Genomic DNA, 17,441 nt, shown 5'->3' with positions numbered 1-17,441 from the left:
ACGGGGCACCGGCCGCCCTTTGCGTGTGGTGGCTGCGGTTACTGCTGGTACGGCTGGCCCGGCTGTGGGTAGGGCTGGTAGGGCTGGCCGGGCTGCGGCTGGCCGGGGTGGGCGGGGGGCTGAGCCGGGTGCGCCGGTTGTCCCGGTTGTCCCGGCTGCGGGTAGGGCTGGCCGGGCTGCTGCTGGTACGGCTGTCCCGGCATGGGCTGGCCCGGCACAGGTTGTCCCGGCGTGGGCTGGCCCGGGAGCGGCGGCGCGGCCACCGGCGGCGGGTTGCCGTCGCTCGTCCACAGGCCGTGCATCTGCTGGTGGCGGACGAAGTCCTCGGCGACCATGGCCGCGAGGTTGAAGTACGCCTCCCGCACCTTGGGCCGCATCATGTCGAGGTCGACCTCGGCACCGGCGGCCAGGTGCTCGTCGAAGGGAACGACGACCACGCCCCGGCACCGGGTCTCGAAGTGCGTCACGATGTCCTCGACCTTGATCATCTTGCCGGTCTCGCGCACACCCGAGATGACGGTGATGGACCGGGAGACGAGGTCCGCGTACCCGTGCGCGGACAGCCAGTCCAGTGTCGTACTGGCGCTGCTCGCACCGTCCACGGACGGCGTCGAGATGATGATGAGCTGGTCGGCGAGGTCGAGCACACCGCGCATGGCGCTGTAGAGCAGACCGGTGCCCGAGTCGGTGAGGATGATCGGGTACTGCTTGCCCAGGACGTCGATCGCGCGCCGGTAGTCCTCGTCGTTGAAGGTCGTGGACACGGCCGGGTCGACGTCGTTGGCGATGATCTCCAGGCCGGAGGCGGCCTGCGAGGTGAACCGCCGGATGTCCATGTACGAGTTGAGGTACGGGATCGCCTGGACGAGGTCACGGATGGTGGCGCCGGTCTCGCGGCGCACCCGGCGGCCGAGCGTACCGGCGTCCGGGTTGGCGTCGATCGCGAGGATCTTGTCCTGCCGCTCACTGGCGAGGGTGGAGCCCAGCGCGGTGGTCGTCGTGGTCTTGCCGACGCCGCCCTTGAGGCTGATGACGGCGATGCGGTAGCAGGACAGCACCGGCGTCCGGATCAGCTGGAGCTTCTGCAGCCGCTCGGCCTCTTCCTTCTTGCCGCCGAGCTTGAACCGTGAGCCCGCGGTCGGCCGGCCGCTCTTCGGCTTCTGCCGCTTGTTGTTGAGCAGTCGGTCGGAGGACAGCTCCACGGCCGCGGTGTAACCGAGCGGCGCGGCACCGGGATTGGTGGGCTGCCGCTGGTCATGCTGCACGGGCTGCGGCCAGGCAGTACCGGCTCGGGGGTCTACGGGCGGCTGGTGCGGGGCCTGGGGCTGCTGCGGAGGCTGGGGCTGCTGTGGGATCTGCGGCGCGAAGCCCTGCGGGGCTCCTTGCGGGGCGCCGGCCGGGTTCTGGGCGTCGGGCTGCGGCTGCGCCGGCTGTGGGGGCACGCCGGGGTGCCCCTGCTGCCCGGGCTGCTGCTGCGGGAAGCCGTAACCGCCGGGCTGGGCGGGGAAGTTGGGGGCGTGCGGGGTGTTGGGGATGGCGCCGGGCCGGGGGAAGCCGTAGCCGTCTGGGGTGTGGGGCGGGGTCGGTGCCTGGGGGGCGGAAGGGGCTTGGTGCGGTTGGGCGTTCGGGGCGGCGGAGGCCGGGGTGCCGGGCTGCGGGAAGCCGTAGCCGCCCGGTGCGCCGGCCGGGTCCTGGGGGGCGGAAGGTGCTTGTTCCGGCTGGGGGTTGGCGGCGGTGGGGGCCGGGGTGCCGGGCTGCGGGAAGCCGTAGCCGCCCTGGGCGTTGGGCACGCCGGGGGGCGGGAAGCCGTAGCCCTGCTGAGGGTTGGGCGTGGGCGCGGAGCCCGGCTGCTGGGCGGCCGGAGCCGGGGTGCCGACCGGCGGGAAGCCGGGGGCGGGCTGCGGTGCGGCGGGCGAGGGGGCCGGCGGCGTCGGTGCAGGCGGCGGAGTCCAGGCGGCCGGCGCGGGCTGCGGTGGCTGCGGCTGGAAGGTGGGCTGCTGCGGCGGCACGGGCGGCTGCGGCTGCGCGGGCGCGGCTGGCTCCGCCTGCTGCGGCTGGGGCTGCGCGGGCCACTGGGCGGCGGGTGCCGGGGCCGCGGGCTGGTACGACGGCGGCAACGGCGGCAGCCCGCCCTGCGGCGTCGGCGGGGGCTTCCAGGCCGACGGCGTGTCCTGCGGCGCGTCGGACGGGGCCGGTACGGCGTCCTCGGGGGTGCTGTCCTGGGGGGCGTCGTCGTGAGGCGTCGTGTCCGAGGGCAACGCATCCGCAGGCGCCGCATCCGACGGCGCGGCGTCGGCCGGCACGGCATCGGACGGTTCGGCAGCCCCGTCGTCGGAGAACTCGGCGTCGGACGGCTCGGCGTCGGCGGGAGCGGCGTCCTCCGGCTCGGCGTCCTCCGTCTCGCCGTCCGCGGTTGCCGCCTGTTCGACGACCTCCGCCCCGGCATCCTCCGGTTCCGCCCCGGCAGGCTCCGCGCCCTCCGGGTCGACGTCCACGGAGGTCACGTCGTCGACGTCGTCCGCGACAGCGGCGGCAGCGTCGTCCTGGTCAGCCGCGTCGCCCGCGTCCGTGACCTCTTCGGAGGCCTCGTCCTCGGCGTCGGCCGGGGAGTCCGCCTCGTCCTCGCCTTCCGCGTCCTGCGATGCGTCGGCAGCGGCCTCTGCCTCTGCCGCGGCAGCAGCCCGCTCCTGGATCTCCCGCTTCAGGGCGACCGAGGAGAACCGCATAGTGGCACCGCTCTCCAGGTCACCGTTCCCGGAGTCGGCCTCGTCCGAAGCATCCGCGGCCTCCGAGCCCGCCGGCGACGCAAACCCACCGACCGGAATGCTCGGCACGGCCGCAGGAGAGATGGGATCGGCAGAAGTGCCGTCCCCGGTCTCCGCCTCGGGCCGCTGCGGCTCGAACCCACTCCCCACCGGAAGCCTGGGCACGCCGGCCGGCCCACCGGTCGGCGGCGCGGGCGGCGTGTACGGAGCCCCGGGCGCAGGCGCCGGAGGAGTGACCGGAGGCGTGAAGGGAGCTCCGGGCGCAGGCGCCGGCGGAGGAGGCGTGAAGGGCGCTCCAGGAGTGGGCGCAGCCGCGGGCGGCGGCGGTGTGAAAGGAGCCCCCGGAGCCGAGTGCACCGGCGGAGTCAACCCGGGCAGGTATTCCGGCGCTGAAGGCGCTGAAGGCGCTGAAGGCGCCGAAGGAGCCGAGGAGGAGGGCGACGGAGAACCCGCAGAAGGCGACGACGAGGACGAAGCCGACGACGAACCCCCCGACGCGTTCTGCGTGTACCAGGCAGGCGGCGCGTAGTCGATGGTGAACTCGCCCGTCGTCTCGACGGGGGACTCCGCGTCGGGCTGGTCATCGCCGGGCGTTGCCCAGCCCCCGCGGATCCCGTCCCGATCGCTGCTCACAGTTCCTCCTGGTGTGGTCGAGCACCCTCATGCCGTGCTGGGGCGACCAGCTCTTGTCGTCCGTACGTGTTCGAGGTCGTCCGATCCACCGGCTCTCCCCCTGCAGACGCCGACGCCCGCTCCACGGGTTCTGGCGTCGCGCCAGGTCCCAGCCTAATCACCACAGGACGAGCCCCGGCAGGCCCTCCACCCTCATCGCCCGCCCGCGACAGACACAACCTGTCAGCTACAACCGTACGCGCCACCACACCAGCAAATAAACCGGGAAACAACGGCGCCGGGCCGCTCACGATTGGATACGGAACCCCCTCAACCACCCCATGACGGCCAAGGAGTCGAACCGTCAGTCCCTCAGTCCATCCGCCGCGCGGTACCCAGCAATCCGATCTCGGCGTCCGTCGGCTGCGTCATCACGTACTGACGGTCCCGTTCCGTGCACCACAGCGTCACGCCGTCGGCGAGCGTCGGCAGGGACTCGTACTCGGCGCGGGGCAGTCCCGTCACCCGCCCTATCTCCGCCGCTTCGTCAGGTGAGACGCGCTGCACGCCGACGAGGCGCGCCTGGCGGATCAACCGCGGTGCGACCGGGCTCAGATACGGCAGGAGCGTCAGCACCGACTGCCAGGGCGTCGACGCCACGCGCCCGCGCGGCGGACGCATGCCGCAGTCACGGATCACGAGAACAGGCCCGCCCGCAGAGGCACCCTGCGGGGGCACCCGCCCCACGTCGTGCACGGTCATCCCGGACTGGCCGCCGCCCACCGCCTGGACCACCTGCGCCCATTGCTGTGCCCTGCCGGTCTCCACGGCCACCCGCGCTCCGGTCGCCGCCGCCCGCAGCGCGAGCACCTGCGCCGTCCACAGACCGCCGATGAGCACGATGTCGTACGGCGTGGGACGGTTCACCCCGAGCACGGCGGGCTGACCCTCCGCGTTGACGCCCACCACGACGCCGTCGTCCCCGATGGGCAGGGACAGCGCGTCGACCTGCTCCACGGGCAGCGCGTGCCGCGGGTGCCGGGGGCCCAGCAGGCCGAAGCCGGTGCGCAGGCGCTCCGCGAAGCCGGTGCCCGGCGCGCCGTCGGCACCCGCCGGGGAGGTACGGGTGGATGTCGTCATGGCCATCAGCGGGCACCTCCGAGCGGCAGAGTGGCGAGAACGCCGGGGAGTTGTTCCCGGTCCAGACGCGCAAGGCCCGTCCGCATCTGCCGTGCGCAACGCTCGAGGTCACGCCGCGACGTGGCCAGTTCGCTGCTGCTGCGGCCGGTGATCCGCACATGCCCGGTGACCGAGACGTCCTGCCGATCACCGCGGGCCAGCGTCAGACTGAACGTCGTCGCCAGCGCGGGTACCGCCGTCAACTGCGCCACCAGCTGCGGCAGTCCGACGCCGGAGGAGCCGCCGAGCGCGGGCCAGCGGCGCACCCAGTAGGTGGTGTGCCGGCGGTTGTCGCAGCGCCAGCTGCGGCTGGACTCCTCGGTCCGCCGCCGGGGCGCCTCGCTCTGCCCGGCCTGGGCCGTCACCATCGGGTTGGCGCAGGCCGAGGTGGCGATGGCGGAGGTCACCTCCTCCTCCGTGAGCACGCTCACCCGGAACCCGGCACCCGTCAGCCGGCTCGACAGATGCTCAGCCGACCGCACCAGGCACTTCTGCGCCCCGACGAGCCCACCGCCGCGCGCGGCCACGGCCTCCGGGCACAACTCGGGATCCAGCTTCAGGGCGATCCACATGATGCGGACCGCGGGGGAGGCGGTCCCCGCCTGGAGCTGTGTGTAGTTGGTCACCACGACCGACTGCTGGGGCAGATGCGGTGCGGGCGCGGGCTGGGTGTGCACCACGATCTGCGCCGACTCCAGCCGTATCCCGTCCACGTCCAGGACGTCCCGCACCAGCGCCACAGGCAGCGGTCTGAGGCTGCGCTCGGCGCGCAGGGCACCGGCGTCCGCCTCCACCTGGAGCACCGCGGTCAGGAAGCCCCCGTCGCCCACCATGCCCACCGGCCGCTGGTCGCGGTCGTCGCCGCGGCTGTAGCTGTACGTGCGCAGGCTCGGGTCGCACTCGACGGCGGGCGCCAGCCCGGCGTCGGTGCCGGGCGGTACCGGCGTGTTCTCGGCTCTCCGGCGGCGGGACCGCAGGGCCTGCACGCCGGCCAGCCACTCGGGCAGGGAACGCCCACGGCGTCGTACGACCGCAAGCACCACGAGAACCACGGCGATGACGGCCGTCGGCACCAGCGCATACGTGCCGATGACCCAGCCGCACACCACGAGCGCCGCCGCCAGCTCCAGCAGGACCAGCCGCTGCACCGCGAAGGAACCACCGCGGCCCGAACGCCCCCTCAGCCGGGGCGTGACAGCACTGCCGACGGCCGCGGCCGGACCCGTCGTACGAGGCGCGGCGGATGCGGGGCCATGGGAACCCGACCGGCCGTCGCCACCCGATCGTGCCCCGGATTGCGATCGCGACCGGGCCCGCGGTACGGAAGCCATCACTCCAAACCCCCCGAACTCTCCCGAATTCCCTGCAGCACAGGCCACTTGAAGCCCCGAGCACCCTACCCGTGACACAGGTACGGCCACGCAACAGGCATAGTAGGGGCCGGGTCTGACAACTGAGTCACCAGAGGCAACCATGGGCGGGGGGACGGATCTTCACGGGTCCCCCATGGCTCCGCACGGGGAGTGAGCGGACAGAGATGGCATCACGGCGCGATGAACTCAACGCCTACACCTTCGCGAAGCGCCGCACACTCGCGTCGTTCCTGCAACCCTCGCCGTCGGGTTCGGAGGAGGGTGCACCGAAGCCGCTGAGCGCGGTCTGGCCCGGTGTCGTCGTCGGCGTGGTGATCCTCGCGGTGTTCGGCGCCATCGGCCTGTTCAGTCCCACGGCACCCAGGGGCTGGGACACGCCGGGCGAGCACGTCATCGTCGCGAGCGACTCGACCACCCGCTACGTCGTGCTGAAGACGGACGGTGAGAAGCAGCTGCACCCGGTGCTCAACATGGCGTCCGCCAAGCTGCTCCTGGACCCGGCCAAGAACAGCATCATCACCGTCGACGAGAAGGTCCTCGACAGCGGCAAGCCGCCGCACGGCACCACCATCGGCATCCCGTACGCCCCCGACCGGCTGCCCTCCGACGGCGAGGCGGAGACCGCCAAGCGCTGGGCGGTGTGCGAGCGCCCCGGCGACGGCGGCCGGGCCATCCAGAAGGCGGCGTTCGTCCTCGCCGAGAAGGAGTGGTCGAAGACCGAGGGCCGCAACAAGCTCTCCGGCGGCGACCTGATGTACGTCGTCGCCCCGGACGGCAAGACGCAGTACGTCGTCGACTCCCGCGGCTCCGCGTACCAGCTCGCCGACCCGACCGACAAGGAACTCCTCAAGGCCCTCGACACCCAGGGCCGCGACCCGCAGCGCGTCTCCCAGGAATGGCTCGACACCCTGCACAAGGGAGACCAGCTCGAGATCCCGTCGATCGAGGGCACACCGGGCGAGCCCGCGGGCGCGTCCGACAGCCTCGGGGAGTACGACAAGGTCGGCATGGTCATCAAGGCCTACGACGGCACGCGGATGCAGTACTACGTCGTGCTGCCCGGCGAAGTGGCCCGCATCTCCGAGTTCACGGCCACGCTGCTGCTCAACAGCGGCGCCCTCGTCGCCGTCGGCCAGGCGGGCGAGGCACAACAGGTCAGCCCCGGTGCCGTCGTCGACAGCACGACGTTCCTCGGCGACAGGAAGTGGCCGACGTACAAGCCGAAGACGGTCAACACCGGCGCCGGCACCACCACCGGCCGCAACGCCGTCTGCAACGTCCTGCGCTCGGTGAACGCCGACAGCGGTGCGACGACCCTGTCCACCTGGGCGGGCACCGACTTCCCCGCGCAGCTGCCCACCGGCTCCTCCAGCGCGTACGTCACCCCCGGCTCCGGCCAGCTCTACCGTCAGTTCAAGGGCACGGAGACCAAGGCAGGCAGCGTCTTCCTGGTCACCGACACCGGCCTGCGCTACGCCCTGCAGTCCAACAGCGACAGCGCCACCGACGACCAGGGCATCGGCACCTCCGCCGAGCAGCGCAAGCAGGAGCTGAACGAAGCGAAGATCGCCCAGACCCGGCTCGGCTACGAGAAGGTCAACCCGACGCCCGTCCCCGCGGAGTGGTCGACGTTCCTGCCGACCGGTCCGCGCCTGTCGGAGGCGGCGGCACGTCAGCCGCAGGGTTCGTAGCGGTGCGTGTGGAGAACGAACTCATGCTGAAGACAACCGACTTGAAGCCCAAGATCCGTACGGCCACGGCGGCCCTCCTCGCCACGACCACCCTCACGGCGACGACCCTGCTCGTCCTCCCGGCCCCCGCGGCACAGGCGGACGACAGCGGCCAGTGCACCTTCCCGTCCAAGCAGTACGAGGGCCTGCCCTGGGCGCTGCAGCGCGTCAACCTCGACGAGCTGTGGGCGCAGTCGAAGGGCAAGGGCGTCCAGGTCGCCGTGATCGACACGGGAGTCGACGTCAAGAACCCGCAGTTGAAGCCGGCCGTCGACGCGTCCAAGGGCAAGAACCTCCTGCCCCCGAAAAACGCCAAGGGCGAGAAGATCGAACGCGGCAACGCACAGGGCACCACGGACACGGTCGGCCACGGCACGCGCGTGGCCGGCATCATCGCCGCTCGCCCCACCAAGGGAACCGGCTTCGTGGGCCTGGCCCCCGAGGCCACGATCATCCCGATCAAGCAGAACGACGCGGAGGGCAACGGAACGGCGGACACCCTCGCGGACTCGATCCGTTACGCGGTCCAGGCGGGCGCCGACGTCATCAACATCTCCCAGGACACGGCCAACGCCGTCGAACCCACCTCGCGCCTGAAGGACGCCGTCGACTACGCCCTGGCCCAGCGAGTGGTCGTCGTGGCCTCCGCGGGCAACGACGGCCTCGGCGGCAACGTCAAGGTCACGTACCCGGCGTCGTACGAGGGCGTCCTGGCGGTGGCCTCCTCCGACCGCAACAACGAGCGGGCCCCCTTCTCCCAGTCCGGCGAGTTCGTGGGCGTGGCGGCACCGGGCGTCGACATGATCTCCACGGTCCCGGGCAACGGCCACTGCTCCGACAACGGCACCAGCTTCTCGGCCCCGTACGTAGCCGGCGTTGCCGCCCTGCTGAAGGCCAAGTACCCCAAGTGGACCGCCCAGCAGATCGTCGCCCAGATCCAACAGACCGCGGAACGCTCCATCCCCGGCCACGACCGCCTGGTCGGCTGGGGCGTGGTCGACCCGGTCAGGGCCCTGACGGACGTGGATCCGGCGAACCCGGTGGAGTCCCCCAGACCCGAGAACGGCGTCGCGAGGGGCAAGGCACCGTCGGTTGCACCGGTGCACTTCGGCGAGACACCGGAGGAGCGGAACACGCGGCTGGGCACGTACGTGGTCGTAGGAGGCCTGGTGCTGGTGGCCGGCCTCGGGGGTACGGCGGTGGCGATACGGGATGCGCGGCGGCGTCGGCGAGGCATAGGAGACACGGCATGCTGACAAAACTGTCGGTAATCCTTTTCGTCCTGTCCGCGGTGCTGGTCGCCATGGCCTGCGTGAAGGCGGACCGAGTCCGCGCATGGCGAGAGACGCTCAATCCGTCCGCGCCCGAGGTCCCTGATGCGGCGTTCGTCGTCGCTCGCATCATCCTGGTTGGCGTCGCGGTGGGCGGCGTCGTCGCGGGAATCCAAGGCCTGACAGTCGAGGACGACTCGAAGTGGAGCGACAACGAGCTGACAAGCGCGGTAAGGGGCGCCACGGAGGCCCTGGACGGCAGCTTCACCTACGGCAGCTCGCTGGAGGGCGACGCCCCTGCCGACTTCGAGGGCGAATACGCCACGAACATCGAGGACGAGGTCGTCGAGCACGGTGGCGGCGACGCCCCCCAGTTTGGCGTGGAAGCGGCGGTTACCGGCCAGACGACGTCCGACGAGGCCTACTACCGGATCACGGCCAGTGGGGCGGGGGTGTCCTTCTGCATGCACGTCAAGCGCACACACGAGGGTTACATCGAGACGGTGGCACCTGGACTCTCGGGCGACGCGGCGGTGGTGAAGGAGCCGAAGTACACGTTCGCGGTGTCGAGCCGTGTGGGGGAGTGCTGATCTCCGCCGCCGAGGGACGGGGGGACGGGAGCGATGGGACGGATACCGAAGAGGCTGCGGCTTTCCCTGGCCGGGGTCCTGGCGCTGGGCCTGCTCGCGGCGGCTGGCGTGACGCTGATGCCGGGCGACGAGGGTGGCCATCTCGCCGCCAACAGAGCCCAGTTGAAGAAGGCCTGCGGAGGCCTGCTGCCGTACGACGAACTCCGCGACCACGTACCGGACGACGTACGAGGAACGCTCGACCAGTACGGCACCCTGCTGCAACCCGGTCAGGAGAGTCGCTCGCTGCTGAACTGCACCCTGGACTGGGAGGAGCGCGGTGGTGTGCACGTCGAGGCCGCGACGCTCGTCAACCACCTTCCGTACGAAATGAAGACAGAGGACCTCCTGGCGCCGGGCTACGAAGCTCCCGGCGTCACAGGCCGCGAAAGCGACGACAAGGGCAGGCCCTGGATCGTCGCGGAGTGCCCGAAGGGCCTGACCGGGCGCGCGCGCCCGGCGTCACAGATGTACGTCTCCGTGGGAATGGACAAGGTGCCCGTCCGCACGGAGTTCCGCATCGCCGTACATGTCGCCAACGCCATAGCGGAACGGCAACACTGCGGAACCACATCCACGCCGTCCGGCACCGCGTTGAATCTCCCCACCCGGGTGATCGACACCTACGAGGAACACGACGCGAACGGCGGTCCGGTCGACGAGGGGGACTACGACGGCATCCGCGTCGACGAGCCGGGCCGGGGCGCCAAGAAATGCGGATGGATGTCGGCCAAGGGATCGGCACCCGTACGGGGCACCTGGACCACGACAGGCGATCTCCAGCAGTCCCGCCTGCTGAGCGTGTGCCGGGCCGATCGCCGGGCCGACGAATACGGCGACTACACCGACCCGCAGCCGGCCGACCTGGAGCCTGTCACTCTAGACGCCACCAGCTGGGTGGGTGAGCTGGGGCGCAGCGCGTACCGCGACTACGAGCGGGACGGCGAGTACCCCGGCTTCGACGACGAGTCGGACACCATCAGGGACGACGACGCGGAACTCGCCCTGTGGGCCCGCTCGGAGTGCGCGGGCGGCACGACGTACCACCGGGTCTCGGTGCGTCCGAACCTCGACGAGCACTCGGTGGACCTCGAGTACGGCGGGATTGACCTGACCCGCCCCCAGCGTGCCGAACTCTCGAGTGCCGCAAAGAAACTGATGATCAGTTACCTGAATGCCCCCGACGGATGGCCGAAGGCACAGGACTGCCACGGCACGAAGCTGCTCGGGGAGGTGGAGCAGTGGAGGTGAGACGAAAGCGGATCATCCGCAATACGGCACTCGTGACGGCGGGAGCGCTGGTGGTCCTGGGCGGGTCGGTCTGGCTGTACGGCATGAACGACCGTGAACTGGGCCGCGCCTGCGGAGGCATGCTGCCCGTGGACGATGTCCGTGCGGTACTGGGTGACGACCGCCTGGACGTGGAGAGCAGATCCGGCGACGGAATCGACACCTGCGAGGTGAGTGCGAGCACCGACGGCGGGGGCAGTACGAAGGTGAGCATCGTCGACACGACGTGGATCGGCGTGTACAGCCGGCTCTCCGTTTCCTTTGCCGGGGTCCCTGCCAATGACATGCTCCCCGTACCGATCGGAAATGGCTGGTTGGGCCTCTTCGCCGCGGACACCGCCCCCATCAATGACGGTGAGGCAACAACCACACTGCTCCTGACCTGTGGCGAGGGCAGCTCGAAAACGTCGGCGGGCAAGCCGGTCAAGGGCCTGGCGGTGACGGTCGAGACGGAACTCGACACGACCCTTGACGACCCGGCCAACCGCCCCGCCTACATACGCATTGCCACGGGTACGGCAGCGAAGGCGGCCAAGGCGTACGGCTGCGTGACCCACCTGGGCCAGCGCCGGGTCCGCACGGTCGGACTCCCGGTGACGGAAGAGGAGTTCGAGCCCCTGTCAGGTGCTTCCGGCACGTGCCTGGGCATCCGCCCGACCTCCGACGTCACGACGGCCTGGGAGACCGCCCGCGACAGAGCTCCCCTTGAGAAATGCCGCCTGGGCGACGACGGCGTGGGCAACCACCGCTACTCCCTGGTGGCTTACTTCGGCGCGTACGCGGCTCAACTGAAGGCCGGCTACAAGGAAGAGCTCCGGTACACCTCGGACCCCACACCCGCCGACGCACCCAAGGGGCGACTTCCGGGAGACGGATCCTACTGGGGATCCGCCGCGTGCCCGGCCGACGCGGAGCGAGCGGTCTTCATCGTGTCCCGCACACGGGACACTGACGGACAACAGGCAACGGAAGCGGAGCGCAAGTACGCGAGAACCGCCCTCCGAACCTTCGCCGAACACTCTTCGGAGGCGCATGGTTGCTTGGCGCCCACAACTCCGTGACTCCGGGCAGACGGTTGGGGAAACCGAGTGCCAAGGCGGCGGCGAGTCGGGGCCCGTCGGCCTCACAGCTTGCTGAAGATCACGCTGCGCCAGGTCCAGCCCGACTTGAGGACGGCGTCCTGCAGGGGGTTACGCAGGTCCGTACCGTTGAAGTGGAAAGTCTCCGTCGCTTCGAGGCCGCCGTTCTCCCCGCGTTTGATCGTGTAGTGGCGGGAGACGGTCCTGTCAGGCCCACGCGAGTACGCCCCTGAAATCTTGAGCCTTGGCGGATTCCCGACCTGGGTGACCTCCCACGATTCCTCGAGGGCGCGCACCTCATGGTTCTCCGGGACCAGGCGCATCCGGATCCGGACGGCGCGAGTCAGTTGGGACTGGACGAAGATGGCCACCCAGGTGGGCTCCGCCATCTGCCACTCCGCCACCAGGTCGGCGCCCTCCGCGGCGCCGTTGCGGATGATGTACGGGACATCGGGTCGGTTGACGCCGAGCAGGGCTGCCCGCACCTCCTCGGCCGAACGCGGCGCGACACCGTCGTCGGGGTGCTTGGTTCCGGTCAGCTTGTCGAAGAGGCCCATGATGTCAACCTATCCGGCATCCGGGTGCGAGTGCCGCGCGACGAACGCGGCACGCGGTGCGCCGGCCTCATCCGGTGGTGCGGCGCGCCAGCCTTCGATGTCCACACCTCCGGAGGCGCCCCTTCGCACCCGCGAACGTCTCACCACCCAATTGCACACCATCGAGACCGGCCCCCGCGTAGGCTTCGGCCTCCCCGGCGAGCTTCATCGGCCCGTTGGTGAGCGAGCCCTCCGCGCTGGCGCGGCCGAGGTCAGCATGCGCCTCGGCCTCGCCCAGCTTGCCGGCCCCGGTGTGGGGCCCGGTGACCGATGTCCCGACGCCGGGGCCGGAGGCCCCGCTCTCACCTTCAGAGACCCACCCGTCGGTCTTCGTGGTGGTCTTGGGATCCGGTTTACCGGCCTTCGCCAGGTCACCCACAGCCGAGGCGTTGAACCCGCCGATCCCGATACCGTCCGTCGAAACATCGCTCGTCGCGCGGGCCAGCGCCCGCTTCACGCTCTGGTCGGCCTCGTCGACGGCCTTGACCGCCTTGGCGATGCCGTCGGTCCAGCCCTGTGCCTTCTCGCGGGCGTCGGCCAGCAGTTGGGGGTAGTCAGGGTCGTGATGGAGGGCGTACTGGGGCAGCGGTGCTCCGGGCATGTTGGAGGAGCGTGTGCGGGACGGTTGCGCATCCAGCACCGCTGCCCTCAGGTGATCTTGGTGAGATAGGGGCCTCGGTCTATCAGTTTTGCGCGGTGAACCGTATGAAGGTGGCCCACCCTTGAGAGGAGACGGACAGGACCTTCTGCGTCCTGTCCTTCGAGTCGCGGACATGCACGGTGCTGGAGCGGGGCGCGACCTCGACGCACTGGCCACCTTCGGCGCCGCTGTAGCTGCTCTTGACCCACGCCAGTTCATCGACGGTACGCGTGGTCGGTTCGGCGTTCATAGCTCCTCCAACAACTTCTCGATGTAGGCCAGCGACTCACGTGGGGTGAGGGCCTGCGCTCGGATGATCCCATAGCGCGCCGCGAGCGCACGGACCTCGTTTCGGTCCGTCACCAGTGTGCTCTTGCCCTGCGCTTCCATGTATCCGAACTGGTCGCCCCCCTGCCGGCTCAGCAGGGTAAACGGGCCGTCCACACCCGCGTTGTCCTCGCGGTCGAGCGGCATGATCTGGATCTCGACGTTGCGCTTCTGGCCGATCAGCAGAATCTGTTCGAGCTGTCCGCGTTGTACGGCTCGACCCCCAAGGCGCCGCTTCACCACCGTCTCCTCCATGACGAAGCTGAGCAGGGGTGCCGGCCACCTGTTGAAGATCTCTTGCCGGGCCACTCGGGCGGCGGCACGTTGCTCGATCGTGTCCTGGTCCAGCAGCGGGCGTCGCATGCCCAGAACTGCGCGGGTGTACTCCTCGGTCTGCAGCAATCCGTTGACGATGTACGTGTCGTACACGCACAACTCAACCGCCTCCGCCTCCAACCGAGCCGCACTCCGAAAGAACACCGGATACTGCGCCTGTGCCACCACCTCCTTCCCTGCCTTCAACACGCCGCCAGCATCCAGGACTTCGTCCGCCCGGTCGATGAACTTCGGCGGCGGAATGCGCCGCCCCTGCTCGAACGACGCGATCGTCGACGCCGAATAGCCCGTCAATGATCCGAACCGAGCCCGGTCCATCCCTGCCCGCACCCGGCACAACTTCAACTGCTGCCCGAATACGTGCAGAAGCGCCACTCCGAACTCGGCATCGGGCAACACACCCGCATCCGCGTCCGAGACTGACTCGCCCTCCGCGGCCCGCTCCCGCTCTTCCAAGCCCTGCCACCCCTTACACCGTCGTCGCGCCCCGCCTGCCCGCGCCAACGCGGCTGCCCGGGACCGGTCACGCCCCAAGCCGCGTACAACGCCGACCATGCCGCGTACGGCCCGCCCATGTCACAGCGTTACGCCTGGTCAACGCTACGCACGCGACGAGACCGTATGCGTCATGAATCAGGCAACTCACTCCGAAGAGCACCCGTCGCAACGCTGCCTGCATCCAACGGAGTTCGCGATGTGCTTCACATCCACCCCACGGGGCGCGCGGCTCGCCCGCCGACTCGTCGCGCACAGGCTTGCCGACTGGGGTCACCCTTACGACTCCGACGCCAACGAGACCGTCACCCTCGTCGCCTCCGAACTCGCTGCCAACGCCATCCGTCACGGACACGTTCCCGGCCGCGACTTTCACCTCCGGCTGACAGCCACGCCGTACGTCCTCCGTGTCGAGGTCGCCGACACCCGCGGCGAGCGCGTCCCTGAACCAGTCGCGCCGAGTCCGCCGGCCTCGGACGCCGAGTCCGGTCGCGGCCTGCTCCTGGTCGCGAACCTCGCGGACCGTTGGGGCGTGACTCCCCGCGAGGCCGCCCCGGGCAAGTGCGTCTGGGCGGAGTTCGACATGCAGAGATGTGTCACGGCAGGCCTCCGTGAGCAATTCGAGGTGTTGCGATTTTCGCAAGCCGCGGTTACTGTCAGTGTATGGACGAGACTGTGATCGACCGTGTGCGCAGGGTCATGGAAGCAGCCTCAATGAGTCAGGCTGCGTTCGCCGAGAAGGTGGGCCTCACACCCGACAAGCTGTCGAAATCGCTCAAGGGCGTGCGCCGCTTCACCTCGCTCGACCTCGCGTTGATCGCCGAGGCGGGCGGCAGGACGGTGGACTGGCTGCTCACGGGGCGTGAACCGTCGCGCCCCTCGTTGGCCGCACGGACGGCGGACGCGACGGCTCCCGGACGGGAGCACGTGGGTGATATCGCGAGCCGGTTCACCGCGGCGTACGAGGTGCTGGAGCTGCTGGGGCGATTGCCGAAGCTGCCCCCGCTCCCCACCGTGCGTACGGATCTCGCGCGTTACGTCGATCAAGGGGAGAAGCTGGCTCAGGATGCTGCCGCATCCCTCAAGCCGACGGACGCCCACTGGACCGTAGCCGATCTCGAAACCGACGCTCTGATCACAAGGTGCTCCGAGACCTTCGGCGTGGACATCGCAGTCACGCAGCTGCCCGACGGTGTCGACGGACTCGCGTGGCACACGGACACTTTCCGTCTCGTCCTCATCAAGCCCACGGAGATCTGGACCCGGCAGAGGTTCACCTTGGCGCACGAACTCGGCCACATCCTGGCCCGGGACGCTCAGGAACCCGTGGTCGAGTCCGATGTTGCTCCGGGGCGCCAGAAGGATCTGACCGAGGTGCGGGCGAACGTATTCGCTTCGAATCTGCTGATGCCTGCACCGGAAGTCACGCACCGCTTCCAGCAACTGGCCGACAGCCGAGGCAATCTCAGTGACGAGGCATTTTCCGCGCTAGTCGTCGGTTTCAAGGTCTCGCCGAGTGCCCTGACCGCGCGCCTGAGCCAACTCCGCCTGATCGATGCGCAGTCGGCGCAGCACTACCGCGGCTTCACCACCCAGATCTGCCACCTGCTCGCCGGAGCGACAGACGCCTTCCAACGACAGCTCGCCTGGGCCGCCGCCGGGCGCTTCCCCGTACGCGTCGTATCGGCTCTGTACAGGTGCTACGCCGACGGGGAGACGACCCTCCGGCCCCTCGCGGCCCTCTTGCGAAGGGATGTGGACGAGCTGCACGACATCCTCGACCCGACACAGCCCGAGGTTCCGGAACCGGCAAACGGCGAGGCAGAAGAGGGAGACCTGGTCTTTCAGCCATGAGAATCTGCTGGTTCCCGGACAACACGGTCCTCTGCAACTTCGCCTCCGTCGACCGCTTACCGCTCCTCGAAAAAGTGCTGGACGGCCGCGGACGCTGGACCGAGGCCGTGGCCTACGAGGCCAAGCAGTCCGCCAGATACCTGCCGTCGATGCGAGGGCTCGAGAAAGCCAGCTGGCTGGGCGAACCCATCGAGATCACCGACTCCTGGGAGCTGGCGGAGGTCGACCGTGTACGTCGTGCCGTCTTCAACGGGCCTGCATCCGTACCGACGAAGCACCTCGGTGAAGCCGAGACATGCGTACTGATCACCATGCGGACCGAGTTCCGCGACTCCGTGTGGATCACCGACGACCGGTCGGCCGGCGCGTTCGCGCGCCGTCGCGGCATCACGACGAAGGAGACCTACGACCTGATGAATAGGGCCGTCGTCGATGGCCTGATCAGTGCTCTGGAAAGTCACGAACTCCTTGGCCGAATGCAGGCCGCCGGGCGGCACTTGCACCGTGTTTCGATATGTCCTGAAGATCTCATGCGCTAACCGGAAAAGAGCCTGATAGAGCGTCAACTGCACCGCTAAGGGTCCTCAACACCCGGCAAACCCCAGACAGCCGTCGAGGACGTCGTGGCAGTACTGAAGCTGGCATAAGACGTGCCGGACGGTGGCGATGAGGTTCGTCGCGGTATGGCGGTCGCGCTGAGGGAGATCTGCGCCTCAATCGCACATGGGGGAATCCTCGACAGCATGGGTGTAGTCGGTGATGAGCTGCTTCATCGCGGTAGCGTCTCGATGTTTCGACCCGGAGGCTTGAATGGCCGTGAAAAGCACCTGATCTTTGTGCTTGCTGCTGCGACAATTCGTCACCTTACTGAAGGCCTGATAGCCCGAGTAGGCGTATGCCCCGTCATCCGTCTGCTGGCCAGGGTCATCCAGGGTCATGCCCCGAGCAAATTCAAAGACTGACATATCGTTCCACCACTCCTGGGAAGTCTGAACGATCAATTTGTCGTCCACGGAGATGGCGCACTTCGTTGTGTTTCGGGAGTTTGAGGTCACCTTGGTAGTGAGTTTCTTTCCGGAAGGCAGGAAATCGGAAACCGCCTTCGCGTTAATGGGCGTCCCGCATGCAGAGTGCGGAACTGCGTATTCACGGTTTGCCTGGTCTTCAGTGCACCCCGAGAGTACCCCAAGGAGGGCAGTCGCCACGACAATTGTGAGTATACGGCGCTGTGGTGTATGAGCATGGGAAGGCTTCATAGTTTACTC

Annotated in this window: 16 protein-coding genes; 8 read left to right on the top strand and 8 right to left on the bottom strand. The window is 69.3% G+C overall.

Going from position 1 to position 17,441, the window contains the following annotated elements; genetic code table 11:
* Window positions 1-38: 38 nt before the first annotated feature.
* From ACFV7R_RS38235 to eccE, 3 genes are all read right to left on the bottom strand, one after another.
* Window positions 39-3,398 (bottom strand): SCO5717 family growth-regulating ATPase, encoded by a 3,360-nt coding sequence (locus ACFV7R_RS38235; RefSeq protein WP_385272551.1) that lies wholly within the window; start codon window positions 3,396-3,398, stop codon window positions 39-41.
* Between the two features lie 351 nt (window positions 3,399-3,749).
* Window positions 3,750-4,523 carry a hypothetical protein gene (locus tag ACFV7R_RS38230; RefSeq protein WP_385272548.1) on the bottom strand — a complete coding sequence of 258 codons (774 nt, stop codon included), beginning with the start codon at window positions 4,521-4,523 and terminating at the stop codon, window positions 3,750-3,752.
* A complete protein-coding gene (gene eccE / locus ACFV7R_RS38225; RefSeq protein ID WP_385272545.1) occupies window positions 4,523-5,887 on the bottom strand; it encodes a type VII secretion protein EccE in 1,365 nt (454 codons plus the stop codon). The genes ACFV7R_RS38230 and eccE overlap by 1 nt, the downstream gene beginning before the upstream one ends.
* 206 nt (window positions 5,888-6,093) lie before the next feature.
* On the opposite strand from eccE, the gene eccB reads away from it, so the two are divergent.
* The 5 genes from eccB to ACFV7R_RS38200 are packed head-to-tail and all read left to right on the top strand — an operon-like array spanning window position 6,094 to window position 11,910.
* Window positions 6,094-7,620 (top strand): type VII secretion protein EccB, encoded by a 1,527-nt coding sequence (eccB, locus tag ACFV7R_RS38220; RefSeq protein WP_385272542.1) that lies wholly within the window; start codon window positions 6,094-6,096, stop codon window positions 7,618-7,620.
* A 23-nt stretch (window positions 7,621-7,643) separates the two neighbouring features.
* Window positions 7,644-8,915 (top strand): type VII secretion-associated serine protease mycosin, encoded by a 1,272-nt coding sequence (mycP, locus tag ACFV7R_RS38215; protein WP_385272540.1) that lies wholly within the window; start codon window positions 7,644-7,646, stop codon window positions 8,913-8,915.
* Window positions 8,909-9,520, top strand: coding sequence for a hypothetical protein (locus ACFV7R_RS38210; RefSeq protein ID WP_385272537.1), 612 nt, complete (start codon window positions 8,909-8,911; stop codon window positions 9,518-9,520). The genes mycP and ACFV7R_RS38210 overlap by 7 nt, the downstream gene beginning before the upstream one ends.
* A gap of 33 nt (window positions 9,521-9,553) precedes the next feature.
* The gene (locus tag ACFV7R_RS38205) at window positions 9,554-10,810 is read left to right on the top strand and encodes a hypothetical protein (RefSeq protein WP_385272534.1); all 1,257 of its coding nucleotides are present in this window, start codon (window positions 9,554-9,556) and stop codon (window positions 10,808-10,810) included.
* The gene (locus ACFV7R_RS38200) at window positions 10,801-11,910 is read left to right on the top strand and encodes a hypothetical protein (protein ID WP_385272531.1); all 1,110 of its coding nucleotides are present in this window, start codon (window positions 10,801-10,803) and stop codon (window positions 11,908-11,910) included. The genes ACFV7R_RS38205 and ACFV7R_RS38200 overlap by 10 nt, the downstream gene beginning before the upstream one ends.
* Before the next feature lie 62 nt (window positions 11,911-11,972).
* Here ACFV7R_RS38200 and ACFV7R_RS38195 read toward each other — a convergent pair whose 3' ends face one another.
* The 4 genes from ACFV7R_RS38195 to ACFV7R_RS38180 form a co-directional block, all read right to left on the bottom strand.
* Window positions 11,973-12,485 carry a hypothetical protein gene (locus ACFV7R_RS38195; RefSeq protein ID WP_385272528.1) on the bottom strand — a complete coding sequence of 171 codons (513 nt, stop codon included), beginning with the start codon at window positions 12,483-12,485 and terminating at the stop codon, window positions 11,973-11,975.
* Window positions 12,486-12,552: 67 nt separating this feature from the next.
* The gene (locus ACFV7R_RS38190) at window positions 12,553-13,125 is read right to left on the bottom strand and encodes a hypothetical protein (protein ID WP_385272525.1); all 573 of its coding nucleotides are present in this window, start codon (window positions 13,123-13,125) and stop codon (window positions 12,553-12,555) included.
* An 82-nt stretch (window positions 13,126-13,207) separates the two neighbouring features.
* Window positions 13,208-13,414, bottom strand: coding sequence for a DUF397 domain-containing protein (locus ACFV7R_RS38185; RefSeq protein WP_385272522.1), 207 nt, complete (start codon window positions 13,412-13,414; stop codon window positions 13,208-13,210).
* Window positions 13,411-14,283, bottom strand: a complete 873-nt coding sequence (locus tag ACFV7R_RS38180) for a helix-turn-helix domain-containing protein (protein ID WP_385272519.1) — start codon at window positions 14,281-14,283, stop codon at window positions 13,411-13,413. The genes ACFV7R_RS38185 and ACFV7R_RS38180 overlap by 4 nt, the downstream gene beginning before the upstream one ends.
* Window positions 14,284-14,521: 238 nt before the next feature.
* Between ACFV7R_RS38180 and ACFV7R_RS38175 the strand changes: the two genes are divergently transcribed.
* The 3 genes from ACFV7R_RS38175 (at window position 14,522) to ACFV7R_RS38165 (ending at window position 16,715) form a co-directional block, all read left to right on the top strand.
* Window positions 14,522-15,001: an ATP-binding protein gene (locus ACFV7R_RS38175; RefSeq protein ID WP_385272516.1), complete on the top strand. Its 480-nt coding sequence runs from the start codon at window positions 14,522-14,524 to the stop codon at window positions 14,999-15,001.
* The gene (locus ACFV7R_RS38170; protein WP_385272513.1) at window positions 14,986-16,176 is read left to right on the top strand and encodes a helix-turn-helix domain-containing protein; all 1,191 of its coding nucleotides are present in this window, start codon (window positions 14,986-14,988) and stop codon (window positions 16,174-16,176) included. Before ACFV7R_RS38175 ends, ACFV7R_RS38170 begins: the two co-directional genes overlap by 16 nt.
* Before the next feature lie 74 nt (window positions 16,177-16,250).
* The gene (locus ACFV7R_RS38165; protein ID WP_385272510.1) at window positions 16,251-16,715 is read left to right on the top strand and encodes a hypothetical protein; all 465 of its coding nucleotides are present in this window, start codon (window positions 16,251-16,253) and stop codon (window positions 16,713-16,715) included.
* 174 nt (window positions 16,716-16,889) lie between these two features.
* Here ACFV7R_RS38165 and ACFV7R_RS38160 read toward each other — a convergent pair whose 3' ends face one another.
* Window positions 16,890-17,381 (bottom strand): hypothetical protein, encoded by a 492-nt coding sequence (locus ACFV7R_RS38160; protein WP_385272507.1) that lies wholly within the window; start codon window positions 17,379-17,381, stop codon window positions 16,890-16,892.
* Window positions 17,382-17,441 lie beyond the last annotated feature (60 nt).

Origin of the sequence: Streptomyces sp. NPDC059866 (genome assembly GCF_042731325.1) — a bacterium.
GTDB lineage: Bacteria > Actinomycetota > Actinomycetes > Streptomycetales > Streptomycetaceae > Streptomyces > Streptomyces flavusporus.
This window is presented reverse-complemented; position numbering and strand designations above follow the sequence as displayed.